Origin of the sequence: Janthinobacterium sp. DSP2-3-3, assembly GCF_049897325.1 — a bacterium.
In the GTDB taxonomy this organism is placed as follows: domain Bacteria; phylum Pseudomonadota; class Gammaproteobacteria; order Burkholderiales; family Burkholderiaceae_D; genus Janthinobacterium.
On record NZ_JAFCWA010000008.1, the window covers coordinates 171,847 to 187,426 of the forward strand.

General features: G+C 54.2%; 14 protein-coding genes. 2 read left to right on the forward strand and 12 right to left on the reverse strand.

Going from position 1 to position 15,580, the window contains the following annotated elements:
* Nucleotides 1–636 precede the first annotated feature (636 nt).
* The 8 genes from ACP7DE_RS17435 to ACP7DE_RS17470 form a co-directional block, all read right to left on the reverse strand.
* Complete coding sequence (locus ACP7DE_RS17435; RefSeq protein WP_287775855.1) at nucleotides 637–1,686, reverse strand: serine/threonine-protein kinase; 1,050 nt, start codon at nucleotides 1,684–1,686, stop codon at nucleotides 637–639.
* Nucleotides 1,679–2,137: a hypothetical protein gene (locus ACP7DE_RS17440; RefSeq protein WP_426073295.1), complete on the reverse strand. Its 459-nt coding sequence runs from the start codon at nucleotides 2,135–2,137 to the stop codon at nucleotides 1,679–1,681. Before ACP7DE_RS17440 ends, ACP7DE_RS17435 begins: the two co-directional genes overlap by 8 nt.
* A 104-nt stretch (nucleotides 2,138–2,241) precedes the next feature.
* Nucleotides 2,242–3,510, reverse strand: a complete 1,269-nt coding sequence (locus ACP7DE_RS17445) for a hypothetical protein (protein WP_426073296.1) — start codon at nucleotides 3,508–3,510, stop codon at nucleotides 2,242–2,244.
* Nucleotides 3,511–3,833: 323 nt separating this feature from the next.
* Nucleotides 3,834–4,379, reverse strand: a complete 546-nt coding sequence (locus ACP7DE_RS17450) for an RNA 2'-phosphotransferase (RefSeq protein ID WP_426073297.1) — start codon at nucleotides 4,377–4,379, stop codon at nucleotides 3,834–3,836.
* Between the two features lie 200 nt (nucleotides 4,380–4,579).
* Nucleotides 4,580–5,230, reverse strand: coding sequence for an HAD domain-containing protein (locus ACP7DE_RS17455; RefSeq protein ID WP_426073298.1), 651 nt, complete (start codon nucleotides 5,228–5,230; stop codon nucleotides 4,580–4,582).
* Nucleotides 5,231–5,340: 110 nt separating this feature from the next.
* Nucleotides 5,341–5,868, reverse strand: coding sequence for an HAD domain-containing protein (locus ACP7DE_RS17460; protein ID WP_426073299.1), 528 nt, complete (start codon nucleotides 5,866–5,868; stop codon nucleotides 5,341–5,343).
* A gap of 95 nt (nucleotides 5,869–5,963) precedes the next feature.
* Entirely contained in the window at nucleotides 5,964–7,112 is a 1,149-nt protein-coding gene (locus ACP7DE_RS17465) for a hypothetical protein (protein WP_426073300.1), read from the reverse strand.
* An 812-nt stretch (nucleotides 7,113–7,924) separates the two neighbouring features.
* Complete coding sequence (locus ACP7DE_RS17470) at nucleotides 7,925–8,638, reverse strand: hypothetical protein (RefSeq protein ID WP_426073301.1); 714 nt, start codon at nucleotides 8,636–8,638, stop codon at nucleotides 7,925–7,927.
* A 189-nt stretch (nucleotides 8,639–8,827) separates the two neighbouring features.
* Between ACP7DE_RS17470 and ACP7DE_RS17475 the strand changes: the two genes are divergently transcribed.
* Entirely contained in the window at nucleotides 8,828–9,055 is a 228-nt protein-coding gene (locus ACP7DE_RS17475) for a helix-turn-helix domain-containing protein (protein WP_426073390.1), read from the forward strand.
* A gap of 77 nt (nucleotides 9,056–9,132) precedes the next feature.
* Nucleotides 9,133–10,301 (forward strand): IS3 family transposase gene (locus tag ACP7DE_RS17480; RefSeq protein WP_426073302.1). Its coding sequence is split into 2 segments (ribosomal slippage): nucleotides 9,133–9,388 and nucleotides 9,388–10,301, totalling 1,170 coding nucleotides; the frame shifts between segments, so codons are not numbered across the junction.
* A gap of 113 nt (nucleotides 10,302–10,414) precedes the next feature.
* On the opposite strand, the gene ACP7DE_RS17485 is transcribed toward ACP7DE_RS17480, so the two are convergent.
* The 4 genes from ACP7DE_RS17485 to ACP7DE_RS17500 all read right to left on the reverse strand — a co-directional run bounded on the left by ACP7DE_RS17485 (nucleotide 10,415) and on the right by ACP7DE_RS17500 (nucleotide 15,464).
* Complete coding sequence (locus ACP7DE_RS17485) at nucleotides 10,415–10,813, reverse strand: TetR family transcriptional regulator (RefSeq protein ID WP_426073303.1); 399 nt, start codon at nucleotides 10,811–10,813, stop codon at nucleotides 10,415–10,417.
* A complete protein-coding gene (locus ACP7DE_RS17490) occupies nucleotides 10,810–12,615 on the reverse strand; it encodes a hypothetical protein (protein WP_426073304.1) in 1,806 nt (601 codons plus the stop codon). The genes ACP7DE_RS17485 and ACP7DE_RS17490 overlap by 4 nt, the downstream gene beginning before the upstream one ends.
* A gap of 68 nt (nucleotides 12,616–12,683) precedes the next feature.
* The gene (locus tag ACP7DE_RS17495) at nucleotides 12,684–14,294 is read right to left on the reverse strand and encodes a hypothetical protein (protein WP_426073305.1); all 1,611 of its coding nucleotides are present in this window, start codon (nucleotides 14,292–14,294) and stop codon (nucleotides 12,684–12,686) included.
* Nucleotides 14,295–15,464 (reverse strand): tyrosine-type recombinase/integrase, encoded by a 1,170-nt coding sequence (locus ACP7DE_RS17500; RefSeq protein ID WP_426073306.1) that lies wholly within the window; start codon nucleotides 15,462–15,464, stop codon nucleotides 14,295–14,297. It abuts the gene before it with no gap.
* Nucleotides 15,465–15,580 lie beyond the last annotated feature (116 nt).

Here is a 15,580-nt window from a genome sequence, read left to right on the forward strand (position 1 = left end):
TCAGGTTACCACGACGGTGCTCCGCAATGGTCATCACTGCGGCTCGTCGCATTTGCTCCATGAAATCATCACCGTCGCAGATAGACTGCTCTGTTGCGATAGAGAGGACAGGTCTCCTGGCGTGCGGCCCGTAGTATCTCGTCGACTTTTCCGTCGGCCGCTGCCGTTGCTGCGACCTCATCATGAATCGCAGTGTGCAAGGTTCTCTCTCTACGGTGCGGTTCGTTCGACATCGTCATGTTTTCGGGTTTGTGACATCAGTGCGCTTTAGTAAGGGCCAAAGCTTCGCCGAAAGCTTGATTCCCTTCGGTCCGCAGTGCCTCCGTCGTCGCTCCGATATACCGTTGGGGAGCCACTGCCGAGCAACGACGCCAATGACTCTAGGATGCAAACGGCCCCACAAGAAGCGGGGCCGTTTAGGAATTTCGACAACATAAGAGTCTAGGGTTTGACCGGTCCGTTAGCAGGATGCGGCCAATTCCAGTTGGTGTAACCGTTGGACGTGCCAAAGTTGAAGCACTGAACAGCATCCTCAACGCTGCGGGCAGCACTAGGGGCCACCGGCTTCTGCTTCGGGGCAGCTGCTAGCGTCTCCCGAGTGCGGTATTCGCCGCGGGAATTTTTGATTGCGTCCATTTAATTGCTTTTTATGAAGTCTCGAATTGACTTGGAGGTGGCGTCTTTCACACAATTAGCCCTAATATTATTGTACACGCCATTTTTGTTTTGTTTTTTTGCAATCGAATCACCCTTGGGGTCAACAGTCAGTATGCATTCCAGGCCGTCAGACACCTTGAGCCAGGTTCTGGTTCCATCAGGCTGAACGTCATATCTCCAGTCTAGTTCGGGGCCGTCGATTTCCGAAAGAGCGTTGGTAATCTCAAGCACTGAGCCGTACCGGTCGTCCTCGGCCGGCGCCAGGCACTTTACGACGATAGTCCGTAGACGTTGCGGAATCTGTTCTGGAAACCTTTTTCGGTCGGGGAAAGTACCGTTTGTAACGGCTGCGACGAACAAGTCACCCCGAGGCACGCCGCCTGGGAAGAACGCGTCCCATTGCTCATGGAAAGCCTTTTCTCCGACACACATTCGATAGAGTGTAGCACCCACTTGGTAGATGTCATGAGCGACGGTGAAATCGGCCTTGCGTGCGAGTCGCTCCGGCGGCGTAATTTTCTGGTACGAGATGTCTTGTCTTGCGACGCCCTCTGGCGTCATTTGTTGCGCCAGACCGAAGTCAGATACCAACGCCTCGCCACGTTTTGACAGAAGTATGTTATCCGGCTTGATATCAAAGTGAATCAGCCCTTTGGTGTGGATGTTGTGCAGTCCGCTCAGGAACTGAACCGAAAGGCGCACAATTTCTCGAACCGTGAGGAAGCGATTGTTCAATAGAGCCTTGAGGGAGCCTTTCTCGAAATACGGCATTGCGATATAGATGTAGTCTTTGTCCTCGCAAGCGTAGTGGACAGGCACGACGTTGGCGTGTTCACTTTGGTAAAGGATGCTCGCCTCCTGGAAGTACAACGCTTGGTCAGGCATTGTTAACTTGGCGATTCGCTTGATGACCAATTCGGCGTTGAGTTGATGGTCTTTTGCAAGAAATACCGTAGAGTTCTTCCCCTCCGCGCCAATCTCTCGGATGGTCTCGAATGCAAGTTCTGCTCTGTTGTATGGCTTAAGCATTCAACGCTCCAATTGCAGTCAATATCGCCTCTTTCTCTTCTGGTCCGTGGGTCGCCCAGTTGGCCACCGCTTTGAACTCCATCTCGTTGCTTATGTACTTTTTGAAATCGGTTCGTGGGATGCCGAGACGGGAGGAGATTACCGCGATTTGCCCGCAGTAGTAGTCGGATACCGTGCTACTTGCGAACGCCTCTTGAATTACCCCTTCCAACTGAATTCGCTCGTGCGATGGCCGCTGCGCGTTGCTCTCTGTAATACGGATGCCCGCCTTCTCGACGTCGTATTCACGAATAACGTCGAGGATTGTGTTGCGGATGTACTTCAGAGCTTCCGGAGCCGTGAGCGCCTTCGGCACTCCGATAGCGTCGACGGAGACGATTTCGCGTGTCGCCCCGTCATAGATTACGTACGTTACCGCGCGCGGCGACACACGAATACCAATTGCATTCATTTATTTCCAATCAAAATTTTGTCACGTTGTCACGTGCCAATACACATGCGGGCCACGACGGGAAATTATCTACTACCTTAAGTACCAGACACGATGAATTTTTTTTAACGCTTTTTTGCCGACCGCTCTGGTTTGAGGTAGAGATTGAACATGAAAACATGTACGGTAACCTCGCGCACCGGGTCTTCCGCGGATTTGAATACGTAGCGCCACTCGCCGATGCGGCTGGTCTCCTTCGCTCGAAGGAAATTAGGGTGTGTCGGTAAAGCGCGCGCTACCGTGCCCTGAATTTCCGAGAAACCTGCAACATCTTTATTGAAAATTACCAGAGCTGACTTGCAATCCCGCCAGGTAACATAATCGAGTAGCTGGTTCAGGGCCTCCAGGAGAATCTTCTCTCCGCCCCAAAGCTTGCACTCGCCGACGAACGCTGCTCTGGACTCTTCCTCGATACGGATATCGGTTTTTCCGTACTTCCGGAATGTTTCGCCAGTCGCTCGCCCTTCAAACAGTGCATTTAGATGGGAGAGCACATTGTCTCGAAGTCCCTCCTCGCCCAAGGACTTGTACGTCTGCGGCGCGCCCTCAAACGATGCGCCGGCATGGCGGATGATGCTGAGAACGTCCTCGAACATTTCGGTGTTAATGGCCGGTTCCGGTTTGAAACCAGTTGCGGCAGGCCGCGGCAGCGGACGCGCAATCCTTCGAGCTACCTCGATTGGGCGAAATTCAGGCATCCCCGATTTCTTCACCATCGGTATATTGAAAACAGATGCGAGAACGTTAAGTTTTTCCAACTCAGCTCTGCGCCGGTCGATAGCTCCACGAACTAGCGTTGGAAGCTCGTTGTGGTATGCCGAGAGCATGCCACCTTGCGCTTGGATTATTTGTCGAATTCGAGTTATCTCAGAGTCGAACGCTTGCTTATACCGCGCCGCATCAGTGTTGCTCGTGTTCGCGAGCTGAATGATAAGCGAGGAGCTTCGTGGGTCAATGGAGCCGACGGATACAACGCTGAAAAACATATTTGCTTTCAGGTGCCACAGTCTCACATCACCCGTGTACGGGATGTAGAACGTGAGTTCATGACCTGCTGCAAATGTTCGCCCAGAGTCCCTGGTCGCGTAGTCGAAACGACCCGTAACTTCAACGCGCGCCTCCTGCTGGTCCATCGTCGTGTGTTCTTCGAGGAGCTGCAATGGCTCGATGTGGTGCTGAGCAGTTAGGTGTTCGACCAGGGTATCAATCGATGTCGACAGGAATTGGTCGCGAGGGAGCAGCGATACCGCCTCGGTAGCTGCGGCCCGAGCGTCGTCAAGCGTGGAACTGAGGTCGCCGTCATGGAAAAGATAATTGCGGTTGGTTTGTCGCATATTGGTCTCAAGGTGTTGTTCGATTGCCGGGCGACATTGTTTTCAGCCTTATAACGGATTGATTTTATATTGCTTTATTGAATAAGCCCATACCGGCAACGCTCTTCGACGCCAGTTACTTTTTTAATATGATGCTTTCCCGCCAGATTAGCGGAGGCATCGGACGTGCCGTGCGAGCTTTGCAAGCTATTCCACCGCTGGGTCCAGCCCGCCACCTACGTCCGTCGTTCGCGGCCCTATTGCGTCACGAGACGAAAGCCACTCGCCCGTCGGTGTGTAAGAGCATCACGGCGCGACGGAGGCTTTGAGAGCCGCCCGTGAATTCATTTATCTGGGAACCTAAGGTACTTAGGAGGGACGTCCGGAATCAACCACACGCCGTTCTCAGCACATCTGAATTGATAGCCATCGTGGAGCAATGGGTATGTCTCGACAGTGAGTACAACAGCAGTACCCCGTCGCGCACCCACCTCCGCTGCGGTTTGTTTCGTCGCAGACAGATGTACGTCTCGCCGCGTTCCTGGCAGCAGACCTTGCCGGCGAATCGATGCGATAAACTTTTGCACCGTACCGTGAAATAGCACCGGAGGCGGGGTTTTCACCGGAAGCTTCAGGTCAACATCGACAGAGTGCCCCTGTGCCGCGCGGATACGCATCTGGTCCTCACTCAACGAAAATCGCTGCTTATCGTTTTCGACCACTATTTGCATCAGCTCGTCTTGAGTGAGTACGACGCCCGCATCCGCGGATTTCAAGAGCAACTCAGCAACGTCAACCCATCCGCGTTTATCCAGTTCAAGTCCGATAGCGTCAGGGCGGTGCCGAAGCCAGCGGGATAGCAACTTGCTCTTCTGTTCCAACGTTGTCATTTGATTTCTCGCTTTCAATTCATAAACGCGTCCTGCATTTTTCGGAATTCCCTTGGAGCTGCTGCTGCTACCGCCCGACGAACAGTCGTCCGTGCAGCAGGTGGCATCGGCTTAGCCGGCCGTACACAACGAATTTAGGCGCAAGAGCGTGACGCTCGAACTGTGCTGTCGCAGGAGTACAAGGCCGCGCTACCGGACGGCTAGATAGCGTTGTCACGCCTCGCTCGAGCCTGTCGAAGTATTTCCTCGACCCTTGCATCTTCTTCAAGTGCGCGAAGGACCTCGGCCTCTGTGACGTTGGGAAGAGCAAAAAGACGGTCTACCGTCGAAGTTGACCTCGCGACGTTTGTTACCGCATCAAGGGGAACTCCGGCGCATAGGGCCTCGAGCATTATCGCCAGCTTTGCGGCGACGCCGGGCTCAACGAGCGCCAGGTATGGGTTTGTCGGGGCAACCAGCTGATGCAGGCGCTCTTCCGGCCACCCGACGTGGTCATCGTCGAGCGATAACCAATTCGTGAGCCCCCGTTCCTCCACATCGACGGATATGGTGCCAAATCGAGTTGGCGCTGGAAACGTAGCGGCACCAATGACGCGCTCTTGAAGCGGGGGCGTTAGCCGCTTTAACGCGTTCTCATACCCGAACGCGCGTACCCAAGATGTCGCCAACACAATCCGTAACTCAGGGTATGGGTACAAAAGGAGCTCGAGCAGCGAAACGTACCGAAAAAGAGGCTCATCGGTTGGCTTGCCACGCACATACACCCTCGGGTGCAGAGGCTCTTCAGGCGTAACGCGGACATTTGCTGGATGCAAAATGCCGTCAAAATCGAGATAGAGTACAGGGTTCATGACCGCCAAATATGTGGGCATTGATGACATAGTAAGGACGCTCTGGCGTCCAGGGCGCACGCAGCTGTAGGGAGGATTTGACGTCAAAAGCTAGCCTAAACCGCTATCGGTTATGTCGTCCGTTGTGCTCGGAGAATTGCTACTGCACGCTCAAGTTGGACTTCTGTAAACCCCACCCATTCATCGCAGAATACGGTGTTCGGCTCCAAGACCGAGTCGACCAGAGTGCGGCCGCTCGATGAATCGTCGAGGATGACGTACGCGCACGGTATCGCGGAGCCGTTTGTCCTCAACCAAGCCACGATATCTGTAACACGAAATGAGCCCACATCGGTTGCGCTCCGCCAGCGTGAATGTAACGACGCAGCAACGAAACCTAGCCCACCTCGAATGAGCACCTCCTGTATTTCGTCGCGTGACAGATACGTCGACCAGGTCGAACTGATTACGTAACTAGGTTCGAACTCATCGTGAAGCCGCTCAAGGTTAGCCCTGAGCTCCTGATGAAACACGTTTCCCCAAAGCTCTGTGGCCAGATGCGGTTTGCCGGACCTGAGCGCTGCCAGGACCACTGCTGACGTGTAGTCAGGGTGAATAGCAATGACATCGTCAAAATCAAGAAATACCAGCGGCTTCACAGCTCTCCTTTGATTCGGTTTTTACTGTGCGTCGGCGACAGAGCCGCTTCTAAATATCGCTCCGCCGGGATGGCAGCCGCATCGTGCCTGACCTGTTACTTCATTCGAGTGCTATTGTTCGTTGCGACCCGCGCTTTGAGTTCAGCAATGCGCTGCGCTGCCGCGCTGCAATCAGCCGCGAACATTTTGCCTTGAGCATCAACCTGGTAGAAGGGATAGCGGCTAGTGAAATACAGCGATGCATTGCTACGGCACGCAGTATCCATAGTGAAGTCCATAACCAGGTAGCGACTCACGTACTCGTTAAGGCGAGGGGCGACGCTAGTGCCTGCAGGCCCCGCTACTTTTTGCGCATCAGGAGTTTTCGCGTCCCGTAGCGACTTCAGGGTCGCTGTCGCGCCGGGGCTAAATGTGCTGTTCGCCCATGTCCCGACACTGATGGGCATGCCCGTACCATCTACATTGGCCAACGCGTAGCTACTCTGAGCTGCGGCGCCGACAGCCTTGACCACCGCCTGGGCAGGCAAGTCCAGCATCACGCCGAGGTACTCCAGCCCATTCAACAGTTCTTGGCCTTGCAATGATTGGGCACCGTAATATGTCGTGTCGCTCCTAACCGCCCCTTTCAACACATTCAGGTATACCGACTTGTCCTGCAGGAAAACGACGTTTGCAACATCTAGTTCGAGCAGGCGCTGCATGCCCTCGACGAATGCGTTGGCCAATGTCGCGCCGCTCCGTGCGCTTGATGCCATCGCGTTAGCCGCGATATCGGTTAGCGGACTAATTTTGAAGTTGTTGTACTCAGTTGTCACGAACGGCGTTATCAGCTCCAGCGAACCACCGGGCTGAATAGTGTTGTCTGCAGCGCGGGCTATTGTTCCTCCAACCGCGACAAGACGCACCGGACCCAACGGTGCGGCAGTTACTGTGATGACGAACAGGCCGTTGATGTCAGCAGTGGCCGGGGCACCCAAGGCCGCACCGGAGCTGCCATCCGCCTGCACGCTATAGGCGGTCACGGAGGCGCCTACGTATGCCGTCCCGCGAATCGTCTGGGTGGCGACGCCCGGCGCAGCGGTGCCGGTCAAAATATTGGTTATGGTCGTAGGCGTCGCCGTTACTGGCGGCGTCACCGTTGTTGGCGGCGCGGACGGGCCGGCATTGCTACTGGAACCCCCTCCGCCGCATCCACCAATGATAAGCATGGCTGCCGTTGCTGAAATTTTTTGTAGAGTTTTCATTTTTCTCATGAGTATGTACAAGCGTAGGCCCTTGGGGGCAGGTATGAAAATTTTGTATATGGGTTGACAGGTGATAGCCTGTTTCGAATGGGGTTTGCGGCTGCGTATCCATGCCTAACATCCATCCGGTTTCCAATCCCATTTACCGCTAAAGGGGTCGTGGCAATACTGGGCTTGGAACCGCTGCGTGCAGCCATTTTCAAACGTGCGAACGCAATCGCCGTTACTGCACTGGTAGGTAGACCGAACTGTTCGACCCGGTGGCGGGCCGCAATTCGACTTTGCCTCTCGTTTCGGCGTACTTGGCTGGCCATACCCTGTCTCGTCCCACCAGCTGGTGATATCAGTAGTTTGACAATCACCTAACTTCTTTTGCTCACATTGGCGAAATGCCCGGTCTACGGCATCCTGCTGCGTGTCGACACCTGTGCTCATCGCACATCCTCCTACCCCGCACACCATCGCACCGCCGCCGAAGCCTTTTTGCCTATGTATTACGGCGCACGTTGCCGCCCTCTTAGTCAGGCCGCTTTCTTTTGCATAGGCTCTACATCCTTTTACTGCAGCCAAGTCAGCCTCCTTTTGAGTTGCGTAACCCCACGCGGCGTAAATCGTGCCGTGTGGTGTCCCGTCGACCTGTGCAATGGCGGTGTAAGCTTGACTGACCAGCGGGGTGAGGGCCGCCACTAATAGCAGCAGAAACCGCCGACCCCATCTAGCAAAGCCAAGCTGATGACTGCGTACTTCGCGTTCCATCCCGGCGTCCGCAAGATTGGCGGATGTGCAAAGAGAGTGAGCTCCGGCACGCTCTGTCATAGGCTTAACCTCGTTTTAGGTACTCGTCTTCGAAACTGCTTTGCTGCCAGCAGCACCTGCTCAAGTTTCTGCTCGTACTCTACGGCTTCAGCGTGCTCCCCATTAGTCGCCAATATTTTTAGAGGTGTCTGATTGCCCAATTCTGCGTTCTCAGTTGTGAAAAAACGAAACTTACGAACTCCGTCAATGCTAAGCAGTCCTTTTGACACAGCAGCAAGACGGGCTGGGTCGTACTGCGAGTCAGCGAAAAAAGCAGGGTAATAGTCATCGCCAAAAACCCCGTCAACCCAATGCGGCATCGTGAAGATTTTTCGTTCATGCACCAACCTGAGTAGGCGAGCTTCGGTAAAGCCAGCACGAAGACACAGCTCAGTTGCGGTGATTAAGGTGCCATCGTCAATTAATTCACGTCCACGTCTTCCCATGGCACGGTCGAGACGGAACTCAGTCGCATAGGCCTGGGTCAGGTTACTTTCAACGCACCCAGGCTGCGTAGTTATCCAATGCAAGTACTCCGTGATGCTGGCCAAGTCTGACCGTGCCAGTCCCTTGGTCGCCTCCTTGAACGCTTTTGCCACCGCTTTGCTATCGGCGTCGGCCCGGCCCGAGGGCAGGCCTGCACGGGATGCACCCACTGCAGCTGAAAAAATGCAATAGGAAGAAAGGAATTGAGCTGAAGTCATTTCGTAGTTAAAAATTGCGTTGGTCAAAACGTTATGTGGGTGCGTTCTGCTAGTAAACGAGTAGGAGCAAACCTGCCTTACACATATTGATGGCAGTAAAAACAGAAGATAAAAATGACGCGTAAGCTCGCAGCATGCGCGGTTTGCCGCAATGTGAAATATTGTATCGTATACTTTATAGACCGAGCAAAGTATATAACTCATGCTACGGCTGTCATGAGCAGCCATTACACAGTCAAAACCGCCCGAGAACGACTCGCTCGTAATCTAAAGGATTGGCGTGTAAAAAGAGGTATGAGCCAGGATGTTCTGGCGGAGCATTCGGGTCTGTCCCGCGTGTTTCTTTCTCGCCTCGAGGGGGCTCTCGAGACCGTGTCTCTAGACAATATTGAGAAATTGGCCGACGTGCTGAAGATTGATATCCTAGATTTGTTGCATCACTAGCATGTCAAAGCAAATGCTGAGGTACCCTGACTTTTTCGGACACTCTAGTTTGGTAAACTTCACCAACTGGAGAACTTATGACACGCTCAAAAACCTACACACCGGAGCTTCGTGAAGAAGCGGTAAAACTGGTCCTGACGCAGGGCCTGACGCTGGAAGACGCGGCACTGCGCCTGACCATCCCCAAGGGCACGCTGGGCAATTGGGTGACGGCGGCAAAGCGCGGCACCTCGCCCAAAGTAGCCCCTGGGAGCCGCTCGGTGCCGGAGCTTGAGGCCGAGGTAAGCAAGCTGCGCAAAGAGCTCGCAGAAGCCCGTATGGAGCGCGATATCGTAAAAAAGGCGGCAGCGTACTTTGCGCGGGAGTCGCTGCCAGGTACGCGGTCATGAAAACGTTGCGACTCAACTATCCGGTCACCGTCCTGTGCCGCGTCTTTGGCGTCTCGCGCAGCGGTTTCTACGCTTGGGCGACCGGCAAACCGTCGCAGCGGGCGCAGGACGACGCGCGCCTGAAGGTCGCCATCGAGGCGGTACATGCACAGAGCCGGCAGACCTATGGGCCGCTGCGCATGCAGCCGGAACTGACAGCCCAGGGCTTCCCGGTCGGCCGTGACCGCATCGTCCGGCTGCGTCGCGAACTTGCCCTGCGCTGCAAGCAGAAGCGCAAATTCAATGCCACCACGAACTCGAATCATGACCTGCCGGTGGCCGATAACCTGCTCAATCAGACCTTTGCACCGACCCGTCCGAACGAAGCCTGGGTGACCGACATCACCTATGTCGCCACCGGCGAGGGCTGGCTTTACCTGGCCGGCATCAAGGACGTGTTCACCTGCGAGCTGGTGGGCTACGCGATGGACGAGCGCATGACGCAAACGCTGACGGCAACGGCGCTGTGGAAGGCCGTGCGCAATAAACGCACCGCGCCGGGCCTGATTCACCATTCCGACCGTTGCAGCCAGTACTGCGCCCATGACTATCAAAAACTGGTGAAGCAGTTTGGTATGCAGCCGTCCATGTCGCGCCGGGGGAACTGCTACGACAACGCGCCCATGGAGAGCTTCTGGGGCAGCCTGAAAAACGAACTGGTGCACCATCAACGGTACGCCACCCGGGCCGACGCGAAAGCCGCAATACAGGAATACATCGAAAGCTTTTACAACCGCCAGCGGCCCCACTCGCGCCTTGGCAATGTTCCGCCCGCGTTGTTCGCTGAAAAATTCAGCAAACAGCCACGGGCGGCTTGAAACAAGAGTGTCCGCTATTGACAGTACACCTCATGCATCCCTAATACTCCGATATCTAAGAGTACATTTCGTGTAGTTCATCTGAAAAATAAATCTCACGCCACCCAGAGAAATCAGCTACTTGTTGGTCTCAGCGGATGTACGCCAGCCTCCAATATCGCAATCCTCTCCTCCAAGCTTCTCACCTTGAGTATCAGCGTGGCATTCTTGCTGGCCAATCCACGGTTCAGTTTCCTGATATCGGCCAGCTCATCGCGAAGTTCAGATGAGCGCGTCTCAGCCGCTTGAAGTTGCTCACGATGTTTGGCCAGTTGCCGTTTGGGGCCTTTACCGTTTGCTTCCCTAATTTGCTCCGCGATGTCAGGATATTTTGTATGAATTAAAGCGTTGCTAACCCCAGCCTCCTTAGCTACGGCACTGATTGAGGGGCCTTTAGCGCCTGGGCCGGCATCCCTTTTTAGCTTGGCAAAGGCGAGCAAAAGACGCTTGCGTGTTGGGTGGGCTTCCGTCATAACCCATCTCCTATATCATCTGGTGTTAACTGAGCAAGAACAGCTTCTGCCGCTGCAAGGCTTAACTTTGCTTTCTCTCGGCCTCCGGGGCCAATGTCGGGGAGTTCAACCAATCCGGCATGCTGAGCTCGGATATTGGACCAAACTTCCGAGAAGTAGTCGTCAACGACGCCATTAGCGCAGTCGCTGCATCGGGCAGCCTCAAACAATCCCCGACCACCGCAATCTTGCGAGTCCGCCAGGCACCAACTGTGCCCTGTACTTCGAATATTTAAGCCATCGCGAATACTCTCCACAAATTCACGACGAGTTTTGAAGAATAAAGGCTGGTGGTGCCGTCCAGGATACGCTTTGAGGCGAGCTCCGAAGCCGCCTGCTAAAGGAGTGCTGGGGTCCATCCAGTGGTCTACAAGTGCTAAGTCGAAGTAGTCACCTTCCTGTTCAATGAGGTCGAACAACTCCTTGTCCGTCTCGGGCAGGGCGGCATACCATTCCGTCATCAATAGGGAGGCGTGCTTGTAGTGATGCTGCAAAGTTATGAGGTCTATACGCGCCCCTTTATTCAGGTGCACAACAATTACGGCGTATGTTCTGCGGAAGCGATGCGTCGTGAGAGGAGAGCCAAGGCGGATACTCCGTCTACCCGCAAACGCTGCCAGCTGCTTATTGTGCCCCTTAGTATCTGTTGATGTAGCGCTCCCCGATGACTCGCTCAAGAATAGACGGTCGGAATTTCTCTCGAGGTCAAGGATACGTACGGCCAGTTTAGCCATATCGCTTTCCGACAAGGCCTCTTCACTTAGGCGTTTGGTAGATTCCAGTTCGGACGCAATTAGTTGTCGGAGCGGCGCCGAATGCCACTCGAGAATCTTGACCACTTTTTGTGCAATCTCCGGAGCAAGCCATCGTTCAGGTCCGTCACCAATTTTTCTCGTTGTTGATTTCAGCCACCAATAGGTCTCGCCGTCCAAAACCTCAGGGTACACACACCCGACGCGAATATCTCCTAGCTCGTGAACACGGCAACCAGTCGACTGGGCTAAGACAATATAAGCGGCCGTCCGCAGGTCAGCGATGGCAGACTCAAACTCGTAGCAATCTTTGAACCCAGCGTTTCGAACGCTTTTGGCTTTCACGGCCTCCCCCCAACTCTTGCGGCTCACGAGGGCCTTCGCTGCTAACCAATCCGCATCAAGTTCATCGCGAAGGGTCAGTAAAAACTCGGCCTTGTCCAAATGTTCAAGAGCAGCACTGAACAGACGCGACGCCTCGGCCAAAGGAATGAGCTCAGTTTGTCGGTCCTTGGCAGCGTCCGGTTCCCAGAGCGGGCCGACTTGGTCAAAGTTCAGCGCTTTTACGGCATCAACTGTGAAGCTGTCGGGTAGATATATCCGCATGTCATAGACTAGACGAAGCAGGCCAATGTGCGTGCCTAAAGTGCGGTCCACGACGCCATCGTCCCGTAGCTTCTGAATGTACCGAGATAAGTCAAATGAGCTAACGTCTTGGAATCTTACGATACCTGATGCGCTGCACCACTTAGCAAACGCGTTCAAAGTGACGATGCGCTTAGGAACTGTCGCCGGGTCTAGGCGATTTCCCTCAGGGCGCTTCCGGTGAGTAAGAGCAGCGGCTACACCCTTCAGCGATTCGACCCATTCTGTAGGAGTTTTTTCCCACCGAATCGTCTTATCAGACTGCCCACGGGCTGCATGAGGCAAGTACGGCGTATAGTCCCAAACCAGCTCGCCGTAATAGGACAGCGGCATAGATACGCCACCAGGCGTCATGACGTATGTCATGATGAGCGCGTCAAGTTCACTCCTAGAGAGAAGCGTCGGTGCGATGCAGGAATGGTATGAATGCATGCTCACAGAACGGACCTCAGTGCTGATTGGACGGCGTTTGACCGCCACATGGGATGTGGCTCATTTCGTGCCCGTTCCTTCTCACGGGCGACAATTGTGGGAGAAAATCTTGGTGCAATGTCCCTGTCTATGACCCGCACAATCCAAGCAAACAGCTTTTTCCAATTGTCGGACCCAACGCGGCTGCGCTGTGCGAAAAGGGCCCAATAAAAGCTGAACAACTTGTGTAAGTCCTCTTGAATGATGACCTGCGACTTGCACCGGAAGCATGATAGGAAGTCGATGCAGTGCTCGCCATTTTTCGGGGCCAGTTCCCCATTTAACGAATCTTTGCAGCCAGAGTGCGGCGTCGCATCTCGCCCTGCCTTCTCAGACAGCATGTCGACGAGCACTTCCCCTGCCAGACGATGCTCTTCCAGCATATCTGGGGTCACAGTTAGGTATCGTTCCGCCACAGCAGGCGTATTAGATGCGCTCTTCGCTGTCGCAAGCAAATCGCCTTTGGAGGCGCGCCAAACTCTATTTATCTTGGTATTTCGAAATAGCTGGCTGCTCATTTTGAGGCGACTACCATCGTCTCGTATCAGCTTGTGCCGGCCAGTGAAGGCGTTGGCAACTCCGCTAAGCTCCTGCGTACTCAATGTTCGCAATGCCCCATCCGCCATCTGATACAGCCAGAGCTGGCCTTCGAGCTGCGTACCTACTGCCGATTCCGCCTCGCTCTCTGTCATCTCAACGACGCGTTGGCACAATTTGTAGACGTCCAGGGAAACCACCTTCGTTTCGGCTGGCTCTAACGGGGTCGTCGTGAATGCACCGGCCCGGCGCTTGAAGGTAACCAGGACCTTTCGGTTCACGCGAGGATGGTCTAAAAAACAATTCCCCAAGTCTCTCGGAAGCTCCAGGAATGGCGTGGCATTGACGCCTGTCTTCAGGAAAATAGCGAAAACGCACAAGCTAAGTTGTGTCAAAGCCGAACCAGGATGCGTACCGTCAAAGACCTGTGCCACTTCCAGCGATAGTGGTCGGAGTATTCTTTCACGCTCCGTATCTGAGAGCGGCCGAATGTATGCCCTGCGATTTTGCGTTGAGGTAGCGCCTGGGAAGAGATTGCGCGGAAACAAATCTGAGCCCGCCAAGAGCCTTCGCTCCACCAATCCTTGCAGAATGGTTTTTGTCTTCGCGAAGGCCGTCCTGGCTGTATTTTTGGACCACGGTTCACCCTCGGGTGTAACCCTCATGGTCAACCATCCGGCGTAGGACTCCATCGTCGACCGATTAATGCTAGCCAAGACCGGTGGATTTTCCTGCTCCGCGCGCTCTTTGCAAAACTGCCACCAGTTCACTAACCCACTGTTGGCAATAGTCTCCAACGAAAGTGGTTCTGGCTTCCCTGCGACGACCATGGCTCTCAGGACTCCGACTATCGCCAGAACAGTATCGTTGAACCCCAAACCCAAGTATTCCGAATAGTCCACCTGCTTGACCCGGCCGTTAGGGAGCAAGATGTCAACCGAAGCAGAACCGGCCCGGTCAGCAGTGTTGAGTGGAAATATAGGGATTACTGGCGCAGGCGCTGGCCCACCTATCTCGAAGTTCTTTTTCTTGGCCATCTAAGCTGCCTGTTCGTTGAGATATCCCAGTACAAGCTCGTCAATCTCGGCTTGGTATTGGGTTCCGTAGGCGTCATCAATCGCATCCAGATGATGGAGATAACGCGAAGTCGTAATAATTGAAGAATGGCCCAAAAAACGCTTCAGAACGACGATGGGTGAACTTCTCAACCGCCCCTTTTTCTTCAGGTCCTCCAAGGAGGCCAATGTATGGGTGGCAAACGTGTGTCGCAGCATGTGCGGATGAATATGAATGCCAACACGCGAACCAAGGCGTGCAAGAGGTGCGACAAGTCCATCTGAAACGAACGGTACCCCATAGCGAGTAAGGAACAGATTACTGTCTGCTGACTGCGCTATCCTTTGTAGTTTAGGTCTGGTCGATTCCCGATACTGCCAGAGATTGTTCATGCACGGCACTGAGATGCGGACAGTCCGGGCTTTATCGTTTTTGATATCCATTTCGCGCGGGTCGAGGTGTACTGCCACGCTTTTAACCTTATCCGATAGACGGCTGCAATCAATGACGTATTTCGCAGGAAATGAGGTGAGCTCCTCTGCACGAAGCCCGGCATTGAGCCCAAGGTGCAGCATTGCGCGATGTGTTGGATTGACTGCGGCCTTCATAACCACATCAATCTGGTTGCGTGAAAGAACGAAAAGAGGCTTCTCTGCTTCCCTCATGTGCATGTTGGTGGTCGCCCGCTTTCCGCCCTTCCCTGAAGTGTCGGCCAACATACCGCCAACATATGATGACACCGTTTCGGCATATTTGAAGGGAAGAGCAGCGACTAGACCAGCCTGCTGTGCCCAAACGTAAAAACGCTGGACTGTGCCGACCTTATCATTGATATACCCAGCGTCATTGCCTACCGTCGAATCACACCAGCGAACATAGTGCGCCAAAGGTGAAATATCGCCACTCATCTCACCCGGAATATAGTCCCATCGGAGGTTCTTTGCTTCAAGGTATCCGAAGTAATCGTAAAGATGTCGCCCATACGCTTCCCAGGTTTTAAGGTCTCTTGCGCCAACTTTGGCAAGCAATTCACCTTTGAAGAAAAGCAGGGCAACTTCCACCACGGAGCCGGTGGCGTCTACAAGGAGAGGGAAGCCTGGATAAGCTTGGCCACCAACTTGAAAACTGGCGTCACTGAGATAAAGGTTCATTCGCTGAACCCATCTAGTGAAATGAATCTATAAGAACTCAGACCAAAACAGCACTGCCTTATACCGAGTTTTTGAAATGACTGATTGTTCCCCACATCGGCTCCGTCGTAACGAGG